This window comes from Chryseobacterium sediminis, assembly GCF_008386505.1.
In the GTDB taxonomy this organism is placed as follows: domain Bacteria; phylum Bacteroidota; class Bacteroidia; order Flavobacteriales; family Weeksellaceae; genus Chryseobacterium; species Chryseobacterium sediminis.
On the sequence record NZ_VUNZ01000001.1, the window covers coordinates 1,683,988 to 1,710,287 of the forward strand.

The 26,300-nt window shown below is 37.2% G+C and carries 27 protein-coding genes; 10 read left to right on the forward strand and 17 right to left on the reverse strand.

Annotated features, from left to right (window positions below; all coding sequences use genetic code 11):
* Nucleotides 1-31 precede the first annotated feature (31 nt).
* Complete coding sequence (locus FW780_RS07650) at nucleotides 32-1,138, forward strand: DNA topoisomerase IB (protein ID WP_149833050.1); 1,107 nt, start codon at nucleotides 32-34, stop codon at nucleotides 1,136-1,138.
* 131 nt (nucleotides 1,139-1,269) lie between these two features.
* On the opposite strand, the gene FW780_RS07655 is transcribed toward FW780_RS07650, so the two are convergent.
* The 13 genes from FW780_RS07655 to FW780_RS07715 form a co-directional block, all read right to left on the reverse strand.
* A complete protein-coding gene (locus FW780_RS07655) occupies nucleotides 1,270-2,160 on the reverse strand; it encodes a helix-turn-helix domain-containing protein (RefSeq protein ID WP_149833051.1) in 891 nt (296 codons plus the stop codon).
* A 139-nt stretch (nucleotides 2,161-2,299) separates the two neighbouring features.
* Nucleotides 2,300-4,546 carry a TonB-dependent receptor gene (locus tag FW780_RS07660; RefSeq protein ID WP_149833052.1) on the reverse strand — a complete coding sequence of 749 codons (2,247 nt, stop codon included), beginning with the start codon at nucleotides 4,544-4,546 and terminating at the stop codon, nucleotides 2,300-2,302.
* Between the two features lie 192 nt (nucleotides 4,547-4,738).
* Complete coding sequence (locus tag FW780_RS07665) at nucleotides 4,739-5,626, reverse strand: urea transporter (RefSeq protein WP_149833053.1); 888 nt, start codon at nucleotides 5,624-5,626, stop codon at nucleotides 4,739-4,741.
* A gap of 184 nt (nucleotides 5,627-5,810) precedes the next feature.
* A complete protein-coding gene (locus tag FW780_RS07670; protein ID WP_149833054.1) occupies nucleotides 5,811-6,512 on the reverse strand; it encodes a hypothetical protein in 702 nt (233 codons plus the stop codon).
* Between the two features lie 29 nt (nucleotides 6,513-6,541).
* A complete protein-coding gene (locus FW780_RS07675) occupies nucleotides 6,542-7,330 on the reverse strand; it encodes an urease accessory protein UreD (protein WP_149833055.1) in 789 nt (262 codons plus the stop codon).
* The gene (ureG, locus tag FW780_RS07680) at nucleotides 7,331-7,969 is read right to left on the reverse strand and encodes an urease accessory protein UreG (RefSeq protein WP_047094673.1); all 639 of its coding nucleotides are present in this window, start codon (nucleotides 7,967-7,969) and stop codon (nucleotides 7,331-7,333) included.
* Nucleotides 7,970-8,121: 152 nt separating this feature from the next.
* A complete protein-coding gene (locus FW780_RS07685) occupies nucleotides 8,122-8,820 on the reverse strand; it encodes an urease accessory protein UreF (RefSeq protein ID WP_149833056.1) in 699 nt (232 codons plus the stop codon).
* Nucleotides 8,813-9,322, reverse strand: a complete 510-nt coding sequence (gene ureE, locus FW780_RS07690) for an urease accessory protein UreE (RefSeq protein ID WP_142718679.1) — start codon at nucleotides 9,320-9,322, stop codon at nucleotides 8,813-8,815. Before ureE ends, FW780_RS07685 begins: the two co-directional genes overlap by 8 nt.
* Nucleotides 9,312-9,962, reverse strand: coding sequence for a hypothetical protein (locus FW780_RS07695; protein WP_149833057.1), 651 nt, complete (start codon nucleotides 9,960-9,962; stop codon nucleotides 9,312-9,314). Before FW780_RS07695 ends, ureE begins: the two co-directional genes overlap by 11 nt.
* Before the next feature lie 78 nt (nucleotides 9,963-10,040).
* Nucleotides 10,041-11,762: an urease subunit alpha gene (ureC, locus tag FW780_RS07700; RefSeq protein ID WP_149833058.1), complete on the reverse strand. Its 1,722-nt coding sequence runs from the start codon at nucleotides 11,760-11,762 to the stop codon at nucleotides 10,041-10,043.
* A gap of 1 nt (nucleotide 11,763) precedes the next feature.
* Nucleotides 11,764-12,132 (reverse strand): urease subunit beta, encoded by a 369-nt coding sequence (ureB, locus tag FW780_RS07705; protein ID WP_149833059.1) that lies wholly within the window; start codon nucleotides 12,130-12,132, stop codon nucleotides 11,764-11,766.
* Nucleotides 12,133-12,142: 10 nt separating this feature from the next.
* A complete protein-coding gene (gene ureA, locus FW780_RS07710) occupies nucleotides 12,143-12,445 on the reverse strand; it encodes an urease subunit gamma (RefSeq protein ID WP_034697260.1) in 303 nt (100 codons plus the stop codon).
* A 158-nt stretch (nucleotides 12,446-12,603) separates the two neighbouring features.
* Nucleotides 12,604-12,969 (reverse strand): hypothetical protein, encoded by a 366-nt coding sequence (locus FW780_RS07715; RefSeq protein ID WP_149833060.1) that lies wholly within the window; start codon nucleotides 12,967-12,969, stop codon nucleotides 12,604-12,606.
* A gap of 406 nt (nucleotides 12,970-13,375) precedes the next feature.
* On the opposite strand from FW780_RS07715, the gene pruA reads away from it, so the two are divergent.
* The 3 genes from pruA to FW780_RS07730 all read left to right on the forward strand — a co-directional run bounded on the left by pruA (nucleotide 13,376) and on the right by FW780_RS07730 (nucleotide 16,048).
* Nucleotides 13,376-15,001, forward strand: a complete 1,626-nt coding sequence (gene pruA, locus FW780_RS07720; RefSeq protein ID WP_149833061.1) for an L-glutamate gamma-semialdehyde dehydrogenase — start codon at nucleotides 13,376-13,378, stop codon at nucleotides 14,999-15,001.
* Nucleotides 15,002-15,413: 412 nt separating this feature from the next.
* Nucleotides 15,414-15,623, forward strand: coding sequence for a cytochrome C551 (locus tag FW780_RS07725; protein ID WP_241676871.1), 210 nt, complete (start codon nucleotides 15,414-15,416; stop codon nucleotides 15,621-15,623).
* A gap of 215 nt (nucleotides 15,624-15,838) precedes the next feature.
* Nucleotides 15,839-16,048, forward strand: a complete 210-nt coding sequence (locus FW780_RS07730; RefSeq protein WP_149833063.1) for a hypothetical protein — start codon at nucleotides 15,839-15,841, stop codon at nucleotides 16,046-16,048.
* Nucleotides 16,049-16,454: 406 nt separating this feature from the next.
* Here FW780_RS07730 and FW780_RS07735 read toward each other — a convergent pair whose 3' ends face one another.
* Complete coding sequence (locus FW780_RS07735) at nucleotides 16,455-18,083, reverse strand: AraC family transcriptional regulator (protein ID WP_167510661.1); 1,629 nt, start codon at nucleotides 18,081-18,083, stop codon at nucleotides 16,455-16,457.
* Between the two features lie 302 nt (nucleotides 18,084-18,385).
* On the opposite strand from FW780_RS07735, the gene FW780_RS07740 reads away from it, so the two are divergent.
* The gene (locus FW780_RS07740) at nucleotides 18,386-19,546 is read left to right on the forward strand and encodes a thioredoxin family protein (RefSeq protein WP_149833065.1); all 1,161 of its coding nucleotides are present in this window, start codon (nucleotides 18,386-18,388) and stop codon (nucleotides 19,544-19,546) included.
* A gap of 226 nt (nucleotides 19,547-19,772) precedes the next feature.
* Here FW780_RS07740 and FW780_RS07745 read toward each other — a convergent pair whose 3' ends face one another.
* Nucleotides 19,773-20,795: a 3-oxoacyl-ACP synthase III family protein gene (locus tag FW780_RS07745; RefSeq protein ID WP_149833066.1), complete on the reverse strand. Its 1,023-nt coding sequence runs from the start codon at nucleotides 20,793-20,795 to the stop codon at nucleotides 19,773-19,775.
* 73 nt (nucleotides 20,796-20,868) lie between these two features.
* On the opposite strand from FW780_RS07745, the gene FW780_RS07750 reads away from it, so the two are divergent.
* The 4 genes from FW780_RS07750 (at nucleotide 20,869) to FW780_RS07765 (ending at nucleotide 24,510) form a co-directional block, all read left to right on the forward strand.
* Complete coding sequence (locus FW780_RS07750; RefSeq protein ID WP_047421246.1) at nucleotides 20,869-21,768, forward strand: magnesium transporter CorA family protein; 900 nt, start codon at nucleotides 20,869-20,871, stop codon at nucleotides 21,766-21,768.
* Nucleotides 21,769-21,910: 142 nt separating this feature from the next.
* Entirely contained in the window at nucleotides 21,911-23,497 is a 1,587-nt protein-coding gene (locus FW780_RS07755; protein ID WP_149833067.1) for a patatin-like phospholipase family protein, read from the forward strand.
* Nucleotides 23,498-23,535: 38 nt separating this feature from the next.
* Nucleotides 23,536-24,036: a DUF2199 domain-containing protein gene (locus FW780_RS07760; RefSeq protein WP_149833068.1), complete on the forward strand. Its 501-nt coding sequence runs from the start codon at nucleotides 23,536-23,538 to the stop codon at nucleotides 24,034-24,036.
* A gap of 21 nt (nucleotides 24,037-24,057) precedes the next feature.
* Nucleotides 24,058-24,510, forward strand: coding sequence for a cytochrome ubiquinol oxidase subunit I (locus tag FW780_RS07765; protein WP_149833069.1), 453 nt, complete (start codon nucleotides 24,058-24,060; stop codon nucleotides 24,508-24,510).
* Nucleotides 24,511-24,553: 43 nt separating this feature from the next.
* On the opposite strand, the gene FW780_RS07770 is transcribed toward FW780_RS07765, so the two are convergent.
* The gene (locus tag FW780_RS07770; protein WP_149833070.1) at nucleotides 24,554-25,084 is read right to left on the reverse strand and encodes an NAD(P)H-dependent oxidoreductase; all 531 of its coding nucleotides are present in this window, start codon (nucleotides 25,082-25,084) and stop codon (nucleotides 24,554-24,556) included.
* Nucleotides 25,085-25,175: 91 nt separating this feature from the next.
* Here FW780_RS07770 and FW780_RS07775 point away from each other — a divergent pair, with 91 nt between their 5' ends.
* Entirely contained in the window at nucleotides 25,176-25,553 is a 378-nt protein-coding gene (locus tag FW780_RS07775) for a winged helix-turn-helix transcriptional regulator (RefSeq protein WP_149833071.1), read from the forward strand.
* A 74-nt stretch (nucleotides 25,554-25,627) separates the two neighbouring features.
* Here the strand turns inward: FW780_RS07775 and FW780_RS07780 are convergent, their stop codons facing one another.
* Nucleotides 25,628-26,188 carry a DNA-3-methyladenine glycosylase I gene (locus FW780_RS07780; RefSeq protein WP_149833072.1) on the reverse strand — a complete coding sequence of 187 codons (561 nt, stop codon included), beginning with the start codon at nucleotides 26,186-26,188 and terminating at the stop codon, nucleotides 25,628-25,630.
* Between the last annotated feature and the right edge of the window lie 112 nt (nucleotides 26,189-26,300).

Sequence of the window (26,300 nt, forward strand, 5' to 3'; positions counted from 1 at the left end):
TTCGAAGGGTAAAAACTCTTAACCATGTTTTATGGAGAAGAATGCAGATTTGGAGATGATTTCTCACCTTAAGCCTTCAAAAATTGTTAAAATAATGAAGGATCCGGAAGCTTCTGCAAAGGCGGTACATCTTGTATATACCTCCGATGCAGAGACAGCCGGAATTACCCGTAAGAAAACAGGAAAGAAATATTCCTATTATAAAGACGGTGAAAAAATAAAGGATAAGGAAGAGATTACAAGAATCAACAGCCTGGTACTTCCTCCCGCCTGGGAAAATGTATGGATCTGTGCCCTTGACAACGGGCATCTTCAGGCCACCGGCTTTGACGTTAAAAAAAGAAAACAATACCGCTACCATCCTCTTTGGAGCGCTTTAAGAAATCATACAAAATTTTACAGGATGCTTCAGTTCGGATATGCATTACCTGATATACGACTGCATATAGAACAGGATCTTGCGCTGAGAAATTTTGAGAAACGGAAAATTCTGGCTTTAATTGTAAGCCTTATGCAAAGAACCAATATCCGTATTGGTAATACGATTTATGAAAAACTGTACGGTTCTTTTGGACTGACTACTTTAAAGGATAAGCATGTAAAGGTAAAAGGGCAGAAAATCACTTTTTCTTTCAAAGGTAAAAAAGGCATTATGCACAATGTTGATCTTAGAAGTAAAAGGCTGGCAAGACTCGTTCAGAAATGTAAGGATATTCCCGGTAAAGAACTTTTCCAGTATTTTGACGATGAAAGGAACCGCCATTCTGTAGATTCAGGGATGGTGAATGACTATATAAAAGAGATCAGCGGCGAAGATTTTACGGCTAAAGATTTCAGGACATGGTCCGGAACGGTAAGTGCTTTAATTGCATTTAAGGAAATTGGGTATGCTGAAAACGATACTCAATATAAAAAGAAAGTAAAAGAAGCTCTGGACATGGTTGCAGAAAATCTAGGAAATACCTCGGCTGTCTGCAGAAAGTATTATGTTCATCCTTTAGTCATTAACCTTTACGAAAATAATACCATCAAAAAATACCTTGACGAACTGGAAGTTATAGAAGAAAATGACGGGAAAGCCGATCTGACACAAGAAGAAAGGCTGGTTCTGAAAATTCTGGAAAATGAGAGGATGTGAGAAGATTTGCCAATCAATAGTGAATGGTGAATTTGCTTTGCAGTGAATTTTTATTCTGTACTTCATCAACCAATTGACTATTCACTTGCGCAGCAAAAATTGACCATTGACATTCAATTATATTCTTTATATCAGACCGAAATCCTATTGTTATTCAAAAACTGAATTCTATATTCCTTCGGGGTAATGCCTGCAATCTTTTTAAAAAGCTGTGTAAAATGGGAAGCAGTATGAAAGTTCAGTTCGTAGGCTATTTCAGCAATATCTTTGCTGGAATGGAGTAATGCCTTGCTGTAATTGATATCAATCTCATTAATCCACTGTTTTGGGGATTTCTGGGTAACGCTTTTTACGCATTTATTCAGATAACTTTCCGTTACAGACAGTTTATCGGCATAGAACGCCACTCTTTTTTCTCCTACATGATATTTAAATAAAAGATCCCGAAACTGAAGAGACAGTTCCATAGGACGTGTTGCAGATTTGTGATGGGTATCAGAATCTGTACTCAGCATTTTGATTAAGATAAGATGGAGCATCGTAACGACTACATCATTGATATTGAGATTATTTAGCCATAATTCCTGTTCCATTATAGGAAGAAGCTGGGTAATGGTTCCATAAGTCAGGCTGTCCAGATTCAGAAAGGGAGTCATGAAAAAAATACTGCTTTTGTGTTTGGGCAGTTCTTGTTCGGACAAAATATTATTTTCATAAGCAAGGAAGAAACCTTCAATATCGTCAGATAATTCTACGGTTGCCGTAATGGTTCCCTGTTTGATAAAAATCACTCCTCCTTTCTCGGCATGGTATTCTTTATTTTCAAGATATTGTCTGATATGACCATTGGTAACGAAAATAATAAAATTAAACGTTGTACGGTACGGAATCACCGGCATCAGAATACCTTTAAGATAATTCTCTATCCGATAGAGCTGTATATCAGCATTATTAGCTAATATTTTGTCCGTAATATTCGGAAGAAAAAGCTTTTTATATTGAAAATTGGATAGTACTTCCATATCCTTGTTATGATTAATTAAAGTTATACAAAATATTTTTAAGACTCAATATTGAATCAATGGAAGGTAAAAGGGTAAAAACAACTCCTGCATATCCCAACTTCATCTCTCAAACCCTTCTACTCTCCCACTCATTCATTTAGAATTTATAATACACTCCTACTCTCACTCCAAAAGGACTTCCCGGTGTATAGGTAAGATCTGTAACAGGTTCAGCTTCTCCCTTCAACTGAGTTTCTGTTGCAAACTGAGCTTCATTCCATTTTACATTGAAAAGATTGTTAAGCTGAACATTTGCGCCCCATTTCTGGCGGTTATAAGAAAGCATTAGATCGTTTACAAAGTAAGCTTTGGTTCTGATGCTGTTATCCTCTACTGCTGGTCTTGCTCCCAGATATCGGTATTGAAGTCCTAAAGAAAAGCCATCCAGAAAATCCCAGTTTACAGATCCTGTACTGGTAACTACCGGAGCCAACGGAACGTAATCCTGTCCTTTTTCTTCTTCGGTAAATCTTGCATGGGAATAGTTGATATCAGCATTCAGATAAAAGTTTTCCAATGGCTGAAAACGAACTCCAAGATCAGCCCCGAAACGTCTTGATTTTCCGGAAGGTTCCACTACTGCATCGTCTCCTACATAGACAAATTCCTGTTGAAGGTCCATATACCATAATGCCGGAGTAATAATCAATGATTTTAACGGGTGTAACCTCACCCCGAAATCTGCTCCAATAGAATATGGAAGGGTGTTTTCGTTTTTATTGGGAACGACTACTCTCAGGTCATTGGAGTGGAAGCCCATTCCTGTTTTCAGGAACCACATTACATTATCGTTCTGAGCGTAGGAGAAGTTCAATTTCGGGCTTAGTCTTGTTGCTTCTTTTGACTGTCCGGACGGCAGTTGTTCCACATCCAGCAGATTATGCATATTAAAAATAAAATGATCTACTCTCAAGGCAGGGTTGATAGTCCATTTTCCTGTTTTCCAAATCAAACCTGAGTAGGCATGAAGATTAGTTTCTGTTCCCGTCACATCTGATAATCTGTCTAGCAGCATATCTCTGTGATAAACATGGTTAAGCTGTAAAGTATTGATATCATCATTTCTTAGCCCTATTCCTGAAGTCCAGTTTAAAGAGCTGTTTGCAAGGGAAAACGTCTTTGTATATTTCACTTCAGCTCCGTAAATATTTCTTCCGTCGGTCTGCTGAATTTCATCTCCATGATCTTTATCTTTTAAATTAAAGGTAAAATCGGAATATAGATTAAAATTGTACTTTGAATAGAAAGCCATAGCATCAATCTGCTCAGAAGGAGAAATGATGTGCTTGAAATTCATCTGAAGATTTGTTCTGGAAGTCTTTCCGCCTTCTGTAGGATCTATACTTCCCCATCTTCCAATGATCCCTTCATCTACAGCACGTTCCGGGATCTGTCCCGAAGCATTCCATGAAGAATTGAATGTAGAGAACTGTATATTGAAATAGTCTTTATCAGTTAACCATTGATTATATTTCCCGAAAATATTAACCCTGTTAAAGTTCTGTTTTACATCAAAAGGCCCGTCAGTATAGTTGTATTCTGCTGCGATATAAGCATTTTTTCTCCCCAGATCATCATGCAGAATATTGAACATTCCCAACACTCTTTTTGAATTAAACGAGCCTCCTTCCAGTTTAATCATACTGTTTTTCAACCCATTGTACGTCTGAAAATCAACATATCCTGCCGTATTAAAATCTCCACGATCCATATAATACGCTCCTTTTCCGAAGTCAATATTATTTACGGTTTCAGGAATTACAAAGTGTAAATCAGAATATCCCTGACCGTGGGCATGAGAAACAATGTTCACCGGCATTCCGTCTACATTAACGCTGACATCAGTACCATGATCTGCATCAAACCCTCTTAAAAAAAGCTGTTCGGCCTTTCCTCCTCCGGCATGCTGTGCAATAAACAATCCCGGAACTTTTCTCAATAAATCCTGTGCTGAATTTACCGGAAATTTATTCAGATCCACTTTGGTAATGGCTGATAAAAATGAACTGTGATTGATGGCAACTTCAGAAATCTGAAAAGGCTTGTGCTGTAAAAAAATAACTTTATTTTTATCTTCATCACTGGCTACCACCCATTTTACCTCATCATATCCCTGACGGCTGATTACAAGTGTATCAGGAAGGGATTTTACAGGAATGGCAAATGTACCATCTGTTCCTGTATGGGTATGGCTGTTTCCGTGGTCATATTTTACCAAAGCGTCTGCAATGGGAAATTTGTCATCTGCATCTTTTATCAGCAACTGTTTTTCTGTTTCCTGCGCCATCATTTTTCCATTGAATGCCATGACCAGAAATACGGCTGCTATTTTTGTTATTTTCATTTTTTGATTTAATTGTTTTTGATTTAATATGTATTTATGATGTTGGAAGTTAGAGTGTAGAAACCTGAGAGAAATCAATGGTGAATTTTGCATTGCAAGTGAATCGTTAATCATCAGGAAAGAACTTTAAACAGTCTTTCATTCTCAAACTCTCTCACTCTCCTACTCTAAGACTCTCCAACTCTCAAACCCTTAGCTTTTTACTTTAAGGAATACCTTCTGAATTAAAAGTGTAATCCACGTTCCGGCTACGAATGGGAAAGTAAATACTCCACCCACCAAATCCAGACAGTGATTATCTATTAAAAGATCATCAATTGCAATAGTGATAAGAACGGCAATAAGCACCCATAAACCATCTGTTTTTTTTACTCCGGAAAAAACGATTGCGGAAAGCACTGCATTAAAACCAAATAATCCCATATGGATTTCTTTGATAGGTTCTCCATTCAACTGTGATAATCCTGCACCAAGAATAGATGCTGCCAGCCCATATAAAGCTGCTATGGGAGAACTGATAAAAACGGCAAGAAAGAAAATCATTCCTGAAAGTATGCCACCCTGAAATATCACTTCGCCAAAACCATTGGTACAGGCAAGAAAGTCATCATATTCTGTAGGTACCACTTCACTGCTCAGCATCGCTGATGGCGGAATATGGGTAAAATGATGGAGTGCAAATACCAATACCCATGTAATAATGATAAAAGGAAAAGTAAAGACCGGAATTTTCTTCTGAATAAAGAAATGCTGAATAACAGCCGCCAATGCTCCACCCAACACTATTAAAATCCAGATCAGCAATGTAGTCTCAAACAGAAAAGACAACGCCACTCCTACAAGGGCCGCACTGAAGCCGTAAAGTCCGGCATTAATTTCAGATTTAGCATAGTTAAGTTTCATGGCAGTAAAAGTTCCGGCTGCAGTTGAAAGCAATACCGCCACCCCGCACTGCCAGCTTCCCATAAATATTCCTATAAGAAACAAAAGTCCTGTCCATCTGTTTTCCTGAAGCATAATCTGTCCGATTCCTTTCAAAACATGGTCTAGAAAAGGGAGTTTTTTGAAAAATTCGTTCATAGTTTTTTTTAATTGTATTAATGTAGAATGTTGTATCAGATTCGAGATACGGGTTTCTAGGTAAGGGGATCAGATTTGATATAAAAATTACGAGATTGTAAATTCATCATTTTCAATTTCAATTATTCTTCAACTCTCAAACCCTCTTACCCTCAAACTCTGCCACTCGCACCTCGAAACTTGTTTACCATCCAAGAAAGACCATTCCTACCCCGCAAACGGTTACTACTGCTCCGCTTACCACTCCCATATATCTTTCCAGTTTTTCGGTATTGAATAATGTTGAATAACCATAACGTCCCAGAAGAACCATTCCAAGCATTGTCAGGACTGTAGTTGCCGTGAAAGAAGTTACCAGAACAGCAATTTCAGACATGGAATGTTTCACTCCCGAATAGAATAATAAAGGAATTAAAGGTTCACTGGGTCCCATTACAAAAATCATGAAAAGTACAAGCGGAGTCACTTTTATTCTTTTTTGAGGCATTACCACTTCACTGTGATTATGTTCGTATACATAAACATCATCACCCATCACATCAAAATGTTTGTGAGGTTTGTTTCTGACTGCCTGAATGAGACCATATATCAGATAGACTCCTCCAAAGATGAGAAGTGCCCATCCTGAGAAATTCCCTCTGATATCCTGAAACCAGGAGATTTTATTAAGCTGCCATCCAAGGAAAACCCCGATAAAGCCTAAAATCAGAGAACTGAATACGTGTCCGAAACCGCAGACAACCGTTAATATTGCTGTTTTCATTCCGCTCCACTTCTTGGATTTTGAGATCACAATGAACGGCAGGTAATGATCCGGCCCTGAAGCAGTATGTATGAAACTTATTGAAACGGCACTCAAAAGAAGCGCCCAAACTGTACTATCCATTTTTTTATTTATTTTTTTTTACCTACCTTTTACTCCAGCGACCAGAGAATTTCCTGAATATGCAGGAAAAAGTTATACATCAGCTCTCCTCCATGTCCCAAAGCTCTTACTACAAAACCATTGTCATCCATTGCAGAGACTCCAACTTCCATTTCTTCATGATGCTGTGCTGCTGCTTCAACAATCTCTTCAATCAATCCGTTTTTATCTACATTTTCCTTTGTACTGTAGAAGATCAGGGTTCCCTGGTGGGTATATTGTTCCAGATTTCCGATGCTGCTGATCGGGATCATATCAGGCTGGATCAGAACATTATCTTTCACTACCAGCTTATTGTTGTGATATATTTCCATCACATTCTGAAAGCGCTTTAACTTAAAAACTTCTCCATAATGTTTTCTTCCGCAGGTAATGATCTCACTGATGATAATCTGGCTGTTGTTCCCGATATGAATATTCGCTTTACTCTTAAAATTGGAATCTTCATGCGGAACGATAGGATGAGGAACGTAAGCAAAAGATGTTTCATCTTCCATGGAAACATTCAGCTCCTGAAGTGCTTTATCCTTCATATTGAAAAGCCTCTGATAGGATTGTGACTGCAGCTGAAGGGCAGCACCTTTTTCAAGAGCAACGTCCAGATGATAGTGGTCTCCATCCAGAATTCCGGGAGAAGAACTCATCACCATCTGATAGAGCTTTTTGTCACTTTTTCGCTGTCCTACAGAAACTACTCTGAAAGGAAGTGAGACATAAAGATCTTTCACATAGGATTCTCCTCCTTTAAATCCTGCAATAATTTTTAAACGACTGTCCATTTATCTTACTAAGTTCGGTTCTTCAATCTCCTCTAAAAGAGCATATTTTTTGATCCAACCTATTACTTTGTCCAGTCCTTCGTCTGTTTTAAGGTTTGTGAATACAAAAGGGTTTCCTTTTCTCATTCTTCTGGCATCATTTTCCATCACTTCAAGACTGGCTCCTACGTAAGGGGCAAGGTCAATTTTATTGATAATTAATAAGTCTGATCTTGTAATACCTGGACCTCCTTTTCTAGGAATTTTTTCTCCTTCTGCCACGTCGATGATGAAGATAGTAACGTCTGCAAGGTCCGGACTGAATGTCGCTGAAAGGTTATCACCTCCACTTTCGATAAGAACCAGTTCAATCTCAGGGAAACGTGCTGCAAGCTCATCTACGGCTTCAAGATTCATACTTGCATCTTCACGTATGGCTGTGTGAGGACATCCTCCCGTTTCTACTCCGATAATTCTGTCATGAGGAAGAAGACTGTTTTTCGCCATAAATTCAGCATCTTCTTTGGTATAAATATCATTGGTGATTACTCCAAGGTCATAAGTCCCGAATAGTTTTCTGCTTAAACGTTCCAGTAGTGCGGTTTTTCCGGATCCTACAGGTCCTGCTACTCCTACTTTTATGTATTTTCTATTTTCCATTTTTTTTGATTTAATTGATTTTATTTAACGCTATAGACGCTAATTTTTTAATCCTGTATCTTATTTTTTTTGATCGCAAGGGCGTTTCACTCAGCAAAAAACAATTCATTCATTGCTTTATTTGCTAATTCACCTATTTGCTATTTTACCTTTTACGACATATAAAGTCTTGAATACAATCTCTCATGCTGCATACACCTGATATCAAAAGCGGTATTACAAAGTCCTACCATATCTCTGTCCAGCTCCATAGTTTCCCAGACTGTCTTTTCCATTACAGGATAAAGGGAAAATAAAATATCCTGCCCGTCCAGCTGACCAAGCGGCACAAGTTTTACCGCATTGGTAATCATTCCCGCAACTGAGGTATAATAGAATCCTAAAAGAGCTTCATACAAAGGAATTTCCATTAAGTAAGCATACACTCCAAACACAATACAGTAATGAGAATTAGCTTCTTTATTCTGCACTGCTTTTTCAAAAGCTTCCATAAAAGGGAAATGATCTCTCCTTTTAAAGATTTTGATCAGCCTGATCCCCAATTTCTGACTGGCCTGGCGGATTTCTTTTGGACATTTTATTGCGTTGCACTCATTATCAAGAAGTAACAATGCTTGCAGATCTCCCTTTTCGGCTGCTTCATAAGCCAGTTTTACAAAAGCCCCATCATTGAATTTAAGGTTGTACTGAAGCATATTCTGCACAAATTCTTTCGCTGTCTCTAAATTATGTACAATCCTCTCCTGCACATAGGTTTCAAGTCCGTTGGAATGGGTATAGCCCCCGATGGGAAGTGTAGGATCTGCAAGATGAAGCAGTCCTGACAGGAAATTTATGTTGCTATTATTCATCTTTCGGGGCTGCCATTTTTAAGATTTTTGTAAAGATTGTTGATCCCAGACTTCCATGTCCGTGAGGTTCTACGTTAGATTTAAGAAGGTTCAGCAATTTCACAGATTGTTTCTCTGGTTTAAACCCGCTAGCCTCCAGCCATCTGAACATTGGCATCTCAAAAGGAAGCAATACTTTATCATTCTGAATAAAAAGCGGAATATGCTTGTTTCCGATCTCATAACATACGGTTCCCATTTCCAATAATGAAGCGGGCGACATCACGATAGCTTCTGTTTCCAGAACATTTACCGCAATTATTTTTTCTGCATCCTCAAAAAGAATATCTCCTTCACGCAGACGCTGCCCTTCTCTAAGAAATTTAATGGCTACATCAGTCCCCTGTCTGGTTTTTTTACGCTGAATTCTTTTGGTAGTTTCAAACCATTCCAGATCAAGATAATCTATGGTTTTCCCTGTAGGATTTTCAGAGAGATTGCCTATGATTTGATTAATTATCATTTTTGATTTTTTTTCTGAAGTCTAAGTTTTTGGAGATTCCTACCCCGAATGTTGAACCACTGATCCCAGCTACATAGTTTTTTGTCCAGCCTTCTTCTTTGGTCTTTGTCTGAAGCATTGAAAGTTCTGCAAATTTGAATTTCAAAGCCCAGCCTCCTCCAAGTAATATTCCGATCAAAGGATAGGCACGAAGGCGGAAGCCATTAAAGTTCTGCATTGCATCTGCTGCCGTTGACAGTTGCTGACCCCAAACATAGTGAGCATCTACCTGCCCAATCAGTACAAAGTATTTTCCCAACATTAATGAAGGGCTATACCAGATACCGGCTTCATTTTGTTTATAGACAACATTATGATCAACCGTATTCTGTGAGTACGCATAATTGACTCCGATAAGATCATTATTGTTGATAAAGTATCCCACCCCAAGTGGCGCACTTGATACCGTACTGCTGCTGCTGGAGGGAGTTGTAAGTTTAGAATAGTCTAATGAACCGTACACCATAAACTGCCCTTTTGGCCCGTCTTCATCACTTTTAAGCCTGTGCCCGCCTAAGAACTGAGCGCTTAAATTCCCTGAAAGCATGGAAATTCCTGCTATGGCAAGAGAAAAAACTGTTTTATTTAATAAATATTTCATTTTAAACCTGTTCAAATTAATTATACATTCATTTTCCTGGAAAAGGCCCGGAATAACCGAGCCTTAGAAAACTCAAGATTAAAACAAGTAATACAGCTGTGTTAAAGGAAGTGTTTCCGCCGGTTCGCAAGTGATGTACTCACCGTCTACCGTTACTTTATAGTTTTCAGGATTCACTTCAATTAAAGGCGTCTTATCGTTATGAATAAGGTCTTTTTTGGAAATATTTCTACAATTTTTTACAGGGAGAATCATTTTCTCCAATTTGTAAGAAGCGATGGTGCCGTTGTCGATAGAAACCTGAGACACGAAGTTCGCACAAATACCAAACTTAGCTTTTCCGTGTGCCCCGAACATATTTCTGTAAATAATCGGCTGAGGTGTTGGAATAGATGCATTCGGATCTCCCATCTTAGCAGCAATTACAAATCCTCCTTTTACAATCATTTCTGGTTTCACTCCGAATAATGCAGGTTTCCAGATCACCAAATCTGCCAGTTTTCCTTCTTCAACAGATCCTACATATTCAGAAATACCGTGTGCAATAGCAGGGTTGATGGTATATTTAGCTACATATCTTTTTGCCCGGTAATTATCATTTCCACGATCCTGATCTTCGGCCAAATCACCTCTCTGCTCCTTCATTTTGCTTGCCGTCTGCCAAGTTCTTGTGATCACTTCGCCTGGTCTTCCCATCGCCTGAGAATCTGAACTCATGATACTGAAAACTCCCATATCATGAAGGATATCTTCTGCTGCAATAGTTTCCGGACGGATACGGGAATCTGCAAACGCCACATCCTCAGGGATGTTTTTACTTAAATGATGGCAAACCATCAGCATATCTAAATGTTCGTCAATAGTATTGACCGTGTAAGGACGCGTAGGGTTTGTAGAAGCCGGTAATACGTTTGGATACATAGCCGCTTTAATGATGTCCGGTGCGTGACCTCCTCCAGCTCCTTCCGTATGGAACGTGTGGATTACTCTTCCGTTGATTGCTCTCATTGTATCCTCTAAAAATCCTCCTTCATTCAGAGTATCGGTGTGAATGGCAACCTGAACGTCATATTTATCAGCTACTTTCAATGCTGCATCAATGGTTGCGGGAGTTGCTCCCCAGTCTTCATGGATTTTTACTCCTAAAGCTCCCGCTTCCACCTGTTCTTCGATAGGTTCTTCTGCTGAGCAGTTCCCTTTTCCGAAGAAACCAAGATTCATAGGATATTCTTCAGCTGCTTCAAGCATTTTCTGCATGTTGAATTTCCCCGGAGTAACAGTTGTAGCATTTGTCCCGTCATTTGGTCCCGTACCGCCACCGATCATTGTTGTGATTCCGCTGTACAGGGATGTTTCAATCTGCTGAGGACAGATATAGTGAATATGGGTATCAATACCTCCGGCTGTTACAATGTATCCTTTTCCACCATGAACTTCAGTTGAAGCTCCAATGATCATATTAGGGCTTACACCATCCATCGTATCAGGGTTTCCCGCTTTTCCGATTCCTACAATCTTCCCGTCTTTGATTCCGATATCCCCTTTTACAATTCCCCAGTGGTCAATGATTACTGCTCCTGTGATACAAAGGTCCAAAACACCTTCATCTCTTTTAGCAGTAACATTCTGCCCCATTCCGTCACGGACTGTCTTTCCTCCACCGAAAACGGCTTCGTCTCCGTAATGGGTAAAATCTTTCTCGATTTCAATAATAATTTCAGTGTCTCCCAGTCTGATTTTGTCTCCGGCTGTTGGACCTAATATATTGGCGTATTGTTTTCTGTCTACGTGTAAGCTCATCTTAGTGATTTTTAAAGTTTAATTCTTCAACTTTTGCAAGACTTTCTTTTTTCTGTTCTTCGGAATCTACCTGTCCGTCCACAAGATTATTGAAGCCCATTGCTTTTTTGGTTCCTCCTATTACTACCAATTCCACTTCTTTTTCTTCTCCCGGTTCAAAACGTACTGCAGTACTTGCTACAATATTCAGTCTCTTTCCGAAAGCTTTTTCGCGGTCAAAGCTCATCGCTTTATTAACTTCAAAAAAGTGGAAGTGTGAACCTACCTGAATAGGGCGGTCTCCTGTGTTTGTTACTTTTATTTTCACAGTTTCTCTGCCTTCATTGCAGATAATGGTGCCTTCTTTTACAAAAATTTCTCCTGGTATCATAATCAGTGTATTAGCGGATTGGGTTGTGTACGGTTACCAGCTTAGTCCCATCTGGGAAAGTGGCTTCAATCTGAACATCGTGAATCATTTCTGACACGCCTGGCATTACATCCTCTTTTGTCAGAAGATTAGCGCCTTCCTGCATCAGTTCGGCTACTTTTTTACCATCTCTTGCTCCTTCCAGCAAAAAATGGCTGATGAGTGCTATTGATTCAGGATAGTTTAATTTAAGGCCTCTTGCCTTTCTTTTCAGAGCGAGTTCGCCTGCCAGAAATAGCATAAGCTTCTCCGTTTCTCTCGGTGTTAAGTGCATAATGTTTTTTATTTAAAATTGGACAAACAATATCCTATTCACCTCTCCATAAAGGCAAACAGATATATGTTCAAAAATGTAAAATGGGAATGATTCTTACGGATCTGTATTCACATGAATACAAACCACAACGGATCATTAAAAATTTAAAAAAGGGATTAGCAGCCCGCTATCTGCAGACAGTGATACAGGATGTATCTTGGTGCTGTAATATAAATACGGTTTTGAACGGCCGCAACCCGTGTATTGTGAGAATACCCTGCAAAGAAATAATTAAGCCACTGCTGTGCAAGTACTGAGTAATCAAATTTCACTTTCTCCCAATCGTTGGAATCCTGTACATCCTGCACATCTGAAAAGCTATACATTTCAGGCTGGGTCTGCTGATCGGATTTCTGCTGAAGGAGATTAATTTTTGAAAGAATATCAGAGTATGGCTGAGTTTTCCCTTTCTGTGCAAAAAGACCTGCACACAACGCTGAGAAAAATATCAGAAAAGAGAAAAATATGACTCTTTTTTTCATACCCTGTTAATAATGGTGTAAAATTAGAACAATCTTAAAACCCCGGCTATCAAAAAAATTATTTAAAATGTTCAAAATCGCAACAAATACAACTTTATACATTTTTAACATTCCAGCTCAAATCCCTTATTTACAATACTTAAGCATAATTTATAAACTATGACAAATTTTTCATTGTCCTAAATCCTATAATTATAATAAAATGATGTATTTTTTTCTCAAACCTAAAAAATAAGACAAATCCATTAAGATTTTATAAAATTTATATGAAAAAAAAACATATGTGTTATCGTCAAATCTATTTTGGAATTTATTTGACAAAACAGAGTGTATTTTTTCTTTCCTTATAATTATTGTAAATTTGTATACACATCTTATTTAATTTAATAAAATAATAAAACGTAATATGTCAAAAGCAATTTCGCAAGTACCATTAGCGGTAAATGAGCCGGTAAATTCTTATGAACCGGGATCTCCGGAAGTTAAAAGCCTTATCGACACTTATAAAAAAATGTGGGCTGAAAAGGTAGAAGTTCCAATGATTATCAATGGAAAAGAAGTGAAAACTGATACAAAAGTACAGCTTCAGTCTCCTCAGGATCATGCTCATGACTTCGGTTTCTACTATCAGGGTGGTATGCAGCATGTGGATGACGCTATCAACGCGGCATTGGCAGCTAAACAGGAATGGAATGAACTAGGCTGGGAACAGCGTGCAGCAATTTTCTTAAAGGCAGCTGATCTTTTGGCAGGTCCTTACAGAGATGTAATCAATGCGGCTACCATGATCGGGCAGTCTAAAAATGTACACCAGGCTGAAATTGATGCAGCTTGTGAGTTCATCGACTTCTTAAGATTCAACGTTGAGTTCATGACAGAAATGTATGCTGAGCAGCCGGTTTCTGACAATGGAATCTGGAACCGTGTTGAGTACAGACCATTAGAAGGATTCTGCTTTGCAGTAACTCCGTTCAACTTTACAGCGATTTCAGGAAACCTTCCTACTTGTATGGCAATGTTAGGAAACGTTGTAGTTTGGAAGCCGTCTGACAAGCAGGTATATTCTGCAAAAGTAATCATGGATGTATTGACAGAAGCGGGTCTTCCTGCAGGGGTTATCAACATGATCTTTACCGATGGAAAAGAAACTGCTGAAAAAGTATTGGCACACCGTGATTTTGCTGGTCTTCACTTTACAGGTTCTACAAAAGTATTCCAAGGAATGTGGAAAATGATTGGAGATAATATCCACAACTACAGAACATATCCAAGAATTGTTGGAGAAACTGGTGGTAAAGATTTTGTAATCGCTCACCCATCTGCTAACGTAGAAGCTGTGGCAACTGCATTGGTAAGAGGTGCTTTTGAATATCAGGGGCAAAAATGTTCTGCTGCTTCAAGAGCTTATGTACCTAAGTCTCTTTGGGCTGACGTGAAAAAAGTAATGGAAACTCAGATGAACTCTATTAAAGTAGGTTCTCCGGAAGATACTTCAAACTTTGTAAACGCTGTAATTGACAAAAATTCTTTTGAGAAATGTAAAGGATATATCGACAGAGCTAATGCTTCAGGTGAAGCTACTGTAGCTATTGGAGGAAAATATGACGATTCTAAAGGATGGTTTGTACACCCAACAGTAATTGAAACTACAAATCCTCACTACGAAAGTATGGTAGAGGAAATCTTCGGTCCAATCTTATCAATCTATGTATATGAAGATCAGGACTGGAAAGAAACGCTAAAACTTGTAGATTCTACTTCTCCTTATTCATTAACAGGTTCTGTATTCTCACAAGACCGTTACGCGATCAACGAAGCTTATAAAGCTTTAGAGAATGCTTCAGGTAACTTCTATATCAACGATAAGCCAACGGGTGCTGTAGTAGGACAACAGCCTTTCGGTGGGGGTAGAGCTTCAGGAACAAATGATAAAGCAGGTTCTAAAATGAATCTTCTAAGATGGGTTTCTGTAAGAAGCGTAAAAGAAACTTTTGTTTCTCCAAAAAACTACAAATATCCATACCTGGGATAATAAACGATAAATGATCATTGATAAATGATTCAACAGCCTCGAAATTTCGGTTTCGGGGCTTTTTTTGTGGTGGTGACGGGATGCAAGGTTCGGGATGCGAATTGCGGGGATTCAAAGTTTAAAGTTTAGGGTTTAAGATTATTGGCAGTTTAAAAAGAAAGGTACTCTCATTTTTCATAACATTATCACTCCCCACCTCTCAACCTCAGAAACTCATAAATTCCTCCCTCAAGCTCTCAAACCCTCAAACCCTCTAACTCTCCCACCCTCTAACACCTCATCTCTGCTACCTGCTACCTAACATCTTTTAACAAACTTTACCTATATTTTACGATTCTCCGTACCCTCTTAGGAATAGTTATTGATTTTTAATATGTATTACACCCCAAAATAAAATAGTATGAAAAAGTTATTGCTAACAGTCATTGGAATAGGAATATTTGCAGTGAGCTGTGGAACCAAAGAATCGACAATGTCATCTAGCAGCCGTGATTCAGCGACGGTAGACACCACACAAAAAAGTGTACCGCCTACAACAACTGATACCATGACTACAAAGACGACAAATCCTGACAGTATCAAGATAAAAAAAGATTCAGCGGTAATGTCTCCTGTCAAATAGTATTGATATACGTTCAATTTAAAATGGAAAATCTGCAGATGAAAGTTCTGCAGATTTTTTTATTGGGAAGCTAGAGGTGATGTTGATCTAATTACTTCTATTGAATTTTAATAACAACATCTTTTATCTTTTATCTTTTATCTTTTATCTTTTATCTTTTATCTTTTATCTTTTATCTTTATATTTGATTAAAACCAACATTAAAATATATTGCTATGAAAAAATTCTGGATAGGAGCAGTTCTTGGACTTCTTTTCCTTGGAAGTTGCGCTCAGAATAAAGAAAAAAGAGAGGAATATAAAGAAGCCCACAACAAAGATTCTTTAAGAAACAAAATGGGTGATTCTGCTGTAGCCAATTCTATACCTGCTCCGGCAGCTGCCGATACTTCAAAAACAAAACCCGACAGTACAAAAGTTAAATAAAATCACAAATCCACAGACTTCTGTGGATTTGCACTTAAAAAAACTTGACTGAAAAAAAACCGGGCAATCAACCCCGATTATGAGATATGGTTTATATTCTGTGAACAGAATACTTCTTTTTAAAGATAAAAATAGGAACCGTGGCTGTTTCAATGATGAAATACACACGCGTTCCATATATCAATTTTCATGGTTTAGTTTTCAGTTTAGGGATGATTTCCTCATCATATAGCTTATTTCAGAAAAAGGAATATTCTTTCAAAAAATAAAAGAGATAGGCTGTAGTATGATTGCGTTCATGTCCCTGGAACTGGCGCAAAGATAGGATAGCAAAGGCTTCCTGTAAAACAATAGGTTGTTCATTTTCGTGAAAACAATAAGATAGAATTTAAAAATTTATCTCTTTTTAATCATTTTCCGGAAAATGAACATTTTTATCTGATTGATTTTCAGCATCAAGATATTTAATATAAGCTGACGGAGAATAGTCTGTAACCGCTTTGAAAACTGCAGCAAATTTACTGTGGGAAGAGAAGCCACATTCATCAGCAAGGATACTTATTTTATACTGCCGGTACTTTTCATCATTGATCAGTTTATCCACAATGTATTTGATTCTTAGACCGTTGATATATGATTTGAAGTCGGCACTCTTATGCTGATTAATTACATAAGACAGATATTTTGTATTGGTATTCAATTCACCTGCAAGAAAAGACAGAGACATTCCTTTATTGTTATAAAGGTCACCTTTCTCAAAATCTTCAAGAAGTTCAAGTAGTTTTGATTCTGTTTCGGATGTCATCAGAGAATCATTTCGTCTTCGGTCTGTTTCAGAATCTTTTTCATCAATTTCTTCTACAGATATATTGGAAAACTCAGAATTATCAGATTGCTTTAAAGGATGATTACTTCTGCTGCTGATCATATTCAACTGAGCCCTTATTATATTTCTGAATTTTGAACGTTGCTTTTTCTGCTTTGTCCTAAAGAAAACAAGTAAACCAACCAATAAAGTAAACAGGACAATAATAGTAGCATTTTTCACCAGATTCAGATGTCCGTTCTTTTTGCTGGCCTTCCCTTTTGTAATCTCTGCTCCTTTCATAGTGAAGCTTTGATTACGTGCCGCAATGCTGTCGTAGGTCCTTACATATTTTACAGCATATAAAGAAGCTTTGAAATTATCCCCCGTTCCTTCATAATAATCATTTATATTGGAGTATACTGCTTTTTTCAGGGTAAGACTTCTGGAAGTATCTGCTATTTTTTCTGCTTTTTTCAGGTACAGTTCAGCATCTTTCCAGTTTTTCTGCTTCAGACGGATTCCTCCCAGACCATTATAAACCAATCCGAGTGTACAGCTTCCAACTTTAAGCAAGCTTTCAGCTTTTCTGTAATAATTTTCTGAAACAGGATAATCATTAAGTTTGAAATAAACATCACCCAACAACTGATAAGAAGCAGCAGCCGTCTTGTTTTCGTTGCGGCTGTTTATTCTTTCAAAATATTTAAGAGAAGATTCTATAAATCGTATTGCATTCGAGTAATTACCCAGCTCCATTTCATAGAATGCCATTTCCTGATTCAGGAGTCCTGCCGCTTCATTGCTTTTTTGAAAGTCAGTAATCCTTCCGGAGGCTTCCAGACCTTTTATAATATATTTTTTAGATCTTTCGTACAACCCTACCTGTCTATATTGTCTGGCAAGTAATCTGGTTACAACAGCCATCCGTTCCGGGTCGTTAATCTGATTGATTACCGAGTGTGCGTTTTCACTATAACAAATTGCTTTCTTAAGCTCACCTGCATGTTGATAAAGTTCTGAAGAGAGAATAAGACTCTGTATTTTCTCAGAAGGCTTCTGTGCCAACATATAAAGAGAGTCTGCTGTCTTGATCGCTTTTGGTAAATCCTTATGCGACGTAACAGAAGAAGTTCTTTCACAGATAAGGTCAAAGCTGTTTTTTTTCTGAGCGAATATGGGGACTGCCGTTATCAGCAAAAACAAAAATTTCAGGAGATTATTAGACATACAGAAACAAATTATTATTTTAATTTTATAATAATTCATCATTATTTTCACTGGGTGTCTTTTTGTTTTTTACAAAACTAGTGATATTTTATTTTTTATTAAAACATTCTATTGAAATTTAATCATTTAACTTAAAATAGTTATTTGCATTAATTTTAATAATTATACCAAAATAATAAATGATTATCCTTCATATGAACCGATATCTGTTTTAAAGGTAAAGTTCATGTATAATTATTTTCAATATGAACGGCTCGTGTGTCTTCATATTTATTACATTTGCAGGGAATAAAAAAGTTTTTATGAAAAAAATAGCAATACTTTCCTCAATCTTTATAGGAGTTCTTGCATGGGCACAAGGGATTAAATTTGAAGACGGCAATTTTGCCTCTATCCTTGCCAAAGCAAAAAAAGAAAAAAAACTGATCTTTATAGATGCATATGCTTCATGGTGTGGACCTTGTAAACTAATGGTAAAAAACATTTTCCCGCTTCAGTCTGTGGGAGACTACTATAATTCTCACTTCATCAATGCTAAAATTGACATGGAAAAAGGTGAAGGAATTGAGCTGGCTAAGAAATATAATGTAAAAGCATTCCCTACTTATCTGTTTATTGACGGAAATGGTGAAGCGGTTCACAGAACATTAGGATATGTTGAAGAAAAAGATTTTATCCAGTTTGCAAAAGATGCTGAAGATCCAAACAAAAGATTAACTTCTTTGAAGCAACAGTTTGAGAAAGGGGAAAAAGATCCTGAATTTCTAAAGAATCTTGCAGGGCTTACAATGTATAATGATGCTGAGTTTGCCGGTAAAGTTATGAACCGTTATTTCCAGCAGAAAGCAACATTAGATCAGGAAGATATTCAGATGCTTCTTTCAGGGGTTCAAACTACAGACAGCCCTTTGTACAAGATTTTTCAGGATAAAAAAGCAGATATCGTTAAATTCTTTCCGGAAGATAAGTATGAAAAATTTGATAAAAACATCAAACTGAATACCGTTTCCAAAAAAGCATATAATGCAGATACTAAAAAATGGGATGATACCTATTTCATGTATGAAACTCAGAAATTTCTTAGTAAAGAGGAAGCAGAAAAGATCTTAAAAAGAATGAAAGCTAACAGAGCTTTAAAGAATAAAGATATTCCTGAATATGAAAAATTGATCCTTGAACTTTACAAAGACTACTCTGCAGCAGGTTCTGAAGAGCTGAATTCTCTTGCGTGGAACTTCTTTGAAAATGTAAGCAATAAGACTTCACTGGAAAAAGCAATTGCATGGGCACAGGAATCTGTAAAGAAAGATCAGAACTTTGCCAATACAGATACTCTGGCAAATCTTTACAATAAGATTGGTGATAAGAAAAATGCAAAAACATGGGCTGAAAAGTCTATTGAGCTGGCAAAAAGTACAGGACAAGATTCTACTGACACCGAAAAATTATTAAAAAGCCTTTAATAGGAATACATAAAGCAAAAACCGCAGAACTGAAGTTCTGCGGTTTTTTTATGTTGTTTGGAGAGTAGAAAATGGTAAAATAAACCATCCCGTCAAAAATTCTTTGAATTTTCGCCACCCCTCCAGCGGAGGAGAATTTTCACGTCTTCGGTTGTGATATACGAGAAAATAGGGCTACCTCTTGTATTTTATAAATATCATTAAGCAATTTTGCTATGATCTTCTCTTAGTATTCAAATAGAACACTTCCCCAGGTAAATCCGCTTCCGAAAGCTGAAAGAAGCACCAAGTCTCCTCTTTTGATTTTCCCTTGTTCAATCGCTTCACTTAAAGCAATAGGAATAGAAGCAGCGGTTGTGTTTCCGTATTTCTGAATATTGTTAAAGACTTTTTCGTTCGGTAAACCGAATTTTTCCTGTACAAACTGAGCAATTCTAAGGTTCGCCTGATGTGGAATGAACATATCAAGATCTTCAACTGTTTTTCCTGCTTTGTTTAAAGCTTCCATCATGGTTTCAGGGAATCTTGTTACTGCATGCTTAAACACGAAGTTACCGTTCATAATTGGGTATACTTCCTTGTTAGTTACATTTTCAGGATCTTTTCTCATTCTGTCACTCCATCCGAATTTTGAGCCCGGGAACTGAGTACAAAGATCATCAGCATATTTTCCTTCTGAATGCATGTTCATTGCCAAGATATCTCCTGCATTTTCATCTTCTGATGCAGAAAGAACAACAGCTCCTGCCCCATCTCCGAAAATAACAGACACTCCTCTACCTTCGTCAGAAAAATCCAATCCGAAAGAATGAACCTCCGCTCCTACAACAAGAATATTTTTATAGGTCCCTGATTTGATAAATGCATTGGCAACACTCATAGAATACACAAACCCTGAACACTGATTTCTTACATCCAATGCTCCGATCGTATCACATCCCAGCATATCCTGAAGCAATACTCCACATCCGGGAAAGTAATAATCCGGTGAAAGAGTAGCAAAAACAATATAATCAATATCTTTTGAGGTAAGTCCTGCATTCTGAATTGCTTTTTCCGCAGCCTTAAAACCTAGATAAGCACTGGTTTCCTGAGAATCGTACCTGTTTTTTCTATGTCTTCTTTCCTTGATACCCGTTCTTTCCGTAATCCATTCATCATTGGTAGTCATTAGTTTTGCTAAATCATCATTTGTAACAACGTTATCTGGAACATAAAATCCCACACCTTTTATTGTACTTTTAATCATATAGTTTTTTAATTTTGGCAAAGATAAAACTTATTTAACACATAGTTTTTCAAAATATTAGTATTTTTACTTTATGCCAATTGATACGATATACAGAACCTCCCAGTGCGAATGGGTAGATGTAGAGGCTCCTACTGCAGAAGACCTGAAATTTCTTCATGAAAGATATGAAATCAACAATCTTCTTCTGGAAGACACCATGGATCCCAACCACCTTCCCAAATATGAAGAAGACGGAAATGTCAAATTTTTTCTCCTTCGTGAAAGTACAGAGCTGGAAAGAAAGAATCTGAATACCATCAGTGATATCAGCACCAAGATCGGGATTTTTCTGGTGGAGAATACAATTATCACCATCCACAGGATGAAAACCAGAAGCATCACTGAAGTGAAGAAGAAAGTTTCTTTGATTCAGGAGGATCTTAATCCTCAGCAGATCACGCTGATGATTGCAATATTGATCATGAAAAGTTTTGATGATGAATCTTTAAGTCTGTTTGAAACTATGGACAATATAGAGAATGAAATTTTCCTTAAAAATACCAATCATACAAGCCAGATCCGCCGTCTTTATAAGCTGAAACGAAAATCAGGATTAAATTCACGGGTACTGGTAATTTCCACAGATGCCATTGATAAATTTAAATTACTGAATTTACAGGACTCCGAATTTGTTGATTTGAAGGATAAGCATAAGGATGTAGTAGCGGATTTTGATCACCTGAATATTCAGATCACCAACCTTATTTCGATGTTTCTGGCTCTTTCGGATCAAAAAGCGAATCAGGTTATGAAAGTTTTGGCTATCTATTCGGTTTATTTCTTACCGATCACTTTTATTGCCGGAGTTTACGGAATGAACTTCGACAATATGCCTGAACTTCATCATAAATACGGTTATTTTATAACGCTGGGAGCTATGGCAACCGTTGTGATCAGTACTTTTATTTATGTGAGACGAAGACAGTGGTGATTAATTTTTATATCAACGCAAAGACGCAGAGAATATGCAATAATATAATATTTTAAGGCGCAAAGATTTTATCTTCGATAAAATATAAAATCGGTTGATTACTTTTTTGTCTTTAACCCAAATACCATCAAAATAAAATACCATGACCGCTGAAAACCTCAACAAAATTCTGGAAGATTCTTCTCTTTCGCAGGCCTCCAAAGATAAACTGGCTGCTTTGCATGAGAATATATCTGCCAAAGAGTTTTCTGATCTCCTTGATCAGTCCGGGAATCAGTATATAGAGTTTGTACAGGAAGGTGGTGGTGTCTGGGGAAGTGCTTTGGTAGGTTATCTTTACGGTCTGGAAATATTCAGCATCCGTTTTCTGAAAGTGGCCGGAACGAGTGCCGGAGCCATTAATACAATGCTTATTGCAGCCTGCAAAACCAAAGAAGAGTCCAAAAGTGAGCTTATCAAAGATATCCTTTTCAGCTGGGATTTTTCGGATTTTATGGATGGGAAAACCTATGTGAAAACTACCCTCCATGCGATGCTAAACAATAAGGATTTTTTTAAGATCAACGCCATTATTGCTGTGATCCTTTTCATTATCCTGATCAGTATTCCGTTTTTGGCTTCTTCAGCTACGATACTGAATGCCAAACTGATGTTTCTGATTCCTCTGATTCCGGCTGTCATTCTCTTTTTTTGTGTTAAAAAGCTGTACAACAATTTCAGGAAAGAAAACAGCGGTCTCAATCCCGGAAATGTTTTCCAGAATACCATGCAAAATGCACTGGATCAATTTGGAATAAAAACGGTGGCCCTCCTCAATGAAAAATTTATTCAGAAAGAACGGGATCTGAATCTCAATTATCGGTATGGAAACGGGCAGGAATATTATACAATGACACTGCAAAGTATCGAGAAGATTAAAATAAAAAATAAGGAACATATTGATCAGACCCGATATAGAATTTTCTATGAAAGCGCCCTCAATAATGATTATTATAAAAACAATCCTTTTTACCTTCTCAAATCTGAATATGTTGTCATTACCACCGATATCAACGCTAAAATTAAAGTAGAACTTCCTACAATGGCCAACCTCTATTGGTCTGAAGAAGAACTGAAGCACATTAGTCCGGCTGAATTCGTAAGAGCTTCTATGGCTGTTCCTTTTTTCTTTGAACCTTTTCAGAAACAAATCAATAAAGACGACAGCTCTGTAAAGTATGCCTGGAGATATTGGATGAATACCCAACCGGAAGATATTAACCCTGCCGGAGTTTTCATTGATGGAGGCAGTATTTCCAACTTCCCGATCGATCTGTTTCATGCCGATGAAGTATTTTATCCGAGAATGCCGCTTTTCGGTGTACAGCTGACGAGTGATTCTGCTATTTTATCGGAAAAAGGGAAAACCAGTACAGAAATCCTTAAGACCCCCTTCAGCTATGCGGGGAATATCATCAGTACTTTAAAAGGTTTTAATGACAAAACCTTCCTTACCAAACATACTTTTTACCGTTTATACAGTATACAGAGTGTAAATTGCGGGACTAGCAGCTGGCTGAATTTCTTTATGAAAAGAGACGAGAAAGAAGAACTTTTCAACAGAGGTTTTCAGGCTGCTCTTGATTTTCTCAATGGATTCGATTGGGAAAAGTATAAATATGAAAGAATGATGCTCACCATGAAAGAAAAGAAAATATTGAAAGAAGAGGATACACCTACGGTGGGATAGGGATTTTTAGGTATTTTAGCGGAAAAACAAATTTAATCATGAAATACATCTGCCAATGCTGTGGAGAAGAGAAAGAAGACTGGCCTGCGTTAGCCTATAATGCTCCTTATTTTTATTCCTGCTTATCCGAAGAAGAATTAAAGAATGCAGAACTCAGTTCAGACTTGTGTGTCGTAAATGATCCTGAAAATACACACCGATTTATCCGTACAGTTCTTGTACAGGAGGTTAATGATGACTGTAGAGATCTGGATTATGGAATTTGGGTTTCATTGAGTGAAAAGAGCTTTAATGAATATGTTGAGAATTACGATAATAAGGAATTTGAAGCTGAATATTTCGGATGGCTTTCCACGTATCTTCCAGATTATGAGTTTGAGGAAAGTGTCCCTACAACTGTGGTAGTAAATAATTCTATTGGACGTCCGCTTGTTTATCCTCATCAAAGCTATGATCATCCGTTTGTTGATGATTTCTATAATGGAATTACAAAGGAAGAAGCTGAGACAAGAATCAACAGGATTTTAAATAGAGAATAGATGAAATGTAGATCATAGAGCATGAAAAAATTTATCTTTGAAAAATTCCATATTATTCTTTTGGTACTCACTTTAGGATTGATCATTTTCTGCATGGTAGACGAGAATTTATGGGTAAAAAAAATGCTCAAAAGGCCTAAATATACAATTGGAGAGGCTATTACGGATTGGCATCCAAAGAATAACAATGGTGTAGGAACAGATTATAGCTATCAAGTTAGTAATAAAATATATTATAAAACGACAAATTGTTCTTACAAAAAAGGAGATAAGTTTCTCATCATTTTTGATTCTATAAAACCTAAAAATGCAAAAGTTCTTGATATCTACTCCATTGAGAACTATCTTATAGATTTAAAAGTTCCTTCAAAAGGCTGGAAATATCAGGATGTTCCCTTTAATATTGACAGTAATACAATAAAGAAATATGTGCAGGACTGGAATGTAGAGCCTTTTGAATACATAGAAAAGTAAGTTGAACTCATTTAATTAAAGTTCAACTTTACTTTTTACTCTGTTATAAATTATCCAAAAACTCCAGATACATCGGAACACTTCTGTTGATCCATTCATCGGAAGAATCTCTTTCAATTCCGTAATAAACAAAAGGTTCTTTGTAATCAGCCTTTATATAATCAAAAGTCAGTTCATAAGGTCTGAAAAGCTCTTTCATGGTATATTTGTACTCTCCGGATGCGCTGTACCCTTCTTCATCAATTCCTGCTGTAACAGCCAGTGACATTTTCTTTCCGGCAAGCTTGAAACCGCTGTTACTTCCATAGGCCCAGCCGTACAAAACCACCTCATCCAGCCATTGTTTCAAAAGTGGCGGACTGCTGAACCAGTAAAAAGGAAACTGAAATACAATCTTGTCATAAGATTCCATCAGCTTTTGCTCTTTTTCTACATTAATTTTCCCATCGGGATAAGCTTCATATAATTGATGAACCGTATATTTTTCAGGATATTTTCTTAGCTCATCAATCCATTTTTTATTAATCGCTGATTTTTCAATATCAGGGTGTGTTACAATTATTAAGGTTTTCATTATGCTTAAATTTCTGATACAAAATTACTACACGTAACTTACATTTCGTACATTAGCTACCCATTGTATGGTACTATAAAAAATGTAAGTAATGACTAAAATAAAGGAAACCTCAACCAGTTTTGCCAATAAAAAAGCCCTTGCTGATGAATGTCCGGAAATCTATGCGTCCAACATTATCGGAGGACAGTGGGCATTGGCCATCTGCTGTTATCTGGTCAATGGAAAAATGAGATTCGGGGAACTTAGAAAAAAGCTTCAGAACATTACCGAACGTATGCTTACCCTTCAGCTTCGCAGACTGGAAGAAGACAAGATTATTACAAGAACAGTGTATGCTGAAGTTCCACCACGGGTTGAATACGAGCTTACAGAAATTGGTTATAAGCTTAAACCCATAATTCTTGAATTTGAAAAATGGGGGAATGAGCATAAAGAACTCATGAAAGAAACTTTAAAGAATGATTAAGTTTCCTACGGAATGACAAAGGCCTGTTTAAAGTTAAATACTTCTATTTCTCATTCCGTAGGGATCTAAATGTATTAGTGATCTAGATTTCTCTTCCACAAAGGTTTTTGGGCCAAAACTTTTGAGTGTATCGGACAGGTTTCATGATGGGCTCCTTTCAGATATCCGGTACTCATCAAAAATTCATTGACAATCTCTCCGCCTGTGAATTTGAATGTTTTTTTGAATAACTTCATCCATTCCTGCAATGTCAAAGGATGATTGTATTCCAGCCATTTTTCAAATGATCCGAATTCTTTCTGAAGTTCCAAAATTGTTCTGGCATTTTCAATGGCAGCATTTACCTTTAATTTATTTCTGATAATTCCACTGTCATTCAACAGTCTTTCTCTGTCTTCCTCCGTATAAGCTGCTATTTTCCGGATATTAAAATTGTCATAAGCTATTCTGAAACTGTCTTCTTTTTTGAGAACGGTTTCCCAGCTTAAGCCTGCCTGATTGATTTCCAGAATCAGTCTTCCAAACAATTCATTATCATCATGAATAGGAAATCCGTAATAGTTGTCATGGTAATTTTTGTGCAGTTCTTTTCTGCTTTCGGGCTGCATGCCTTCTATTGCTAAACAATAACTCATTACAATATTCTGTTTAAATTCTAAATAATGTTATAAAGATAAGACAGGTTTGTGACAACTGTCCGTCAGTAGTGTTTTTTTATTTTAAAATCTAATCATATTTGTATCAGTT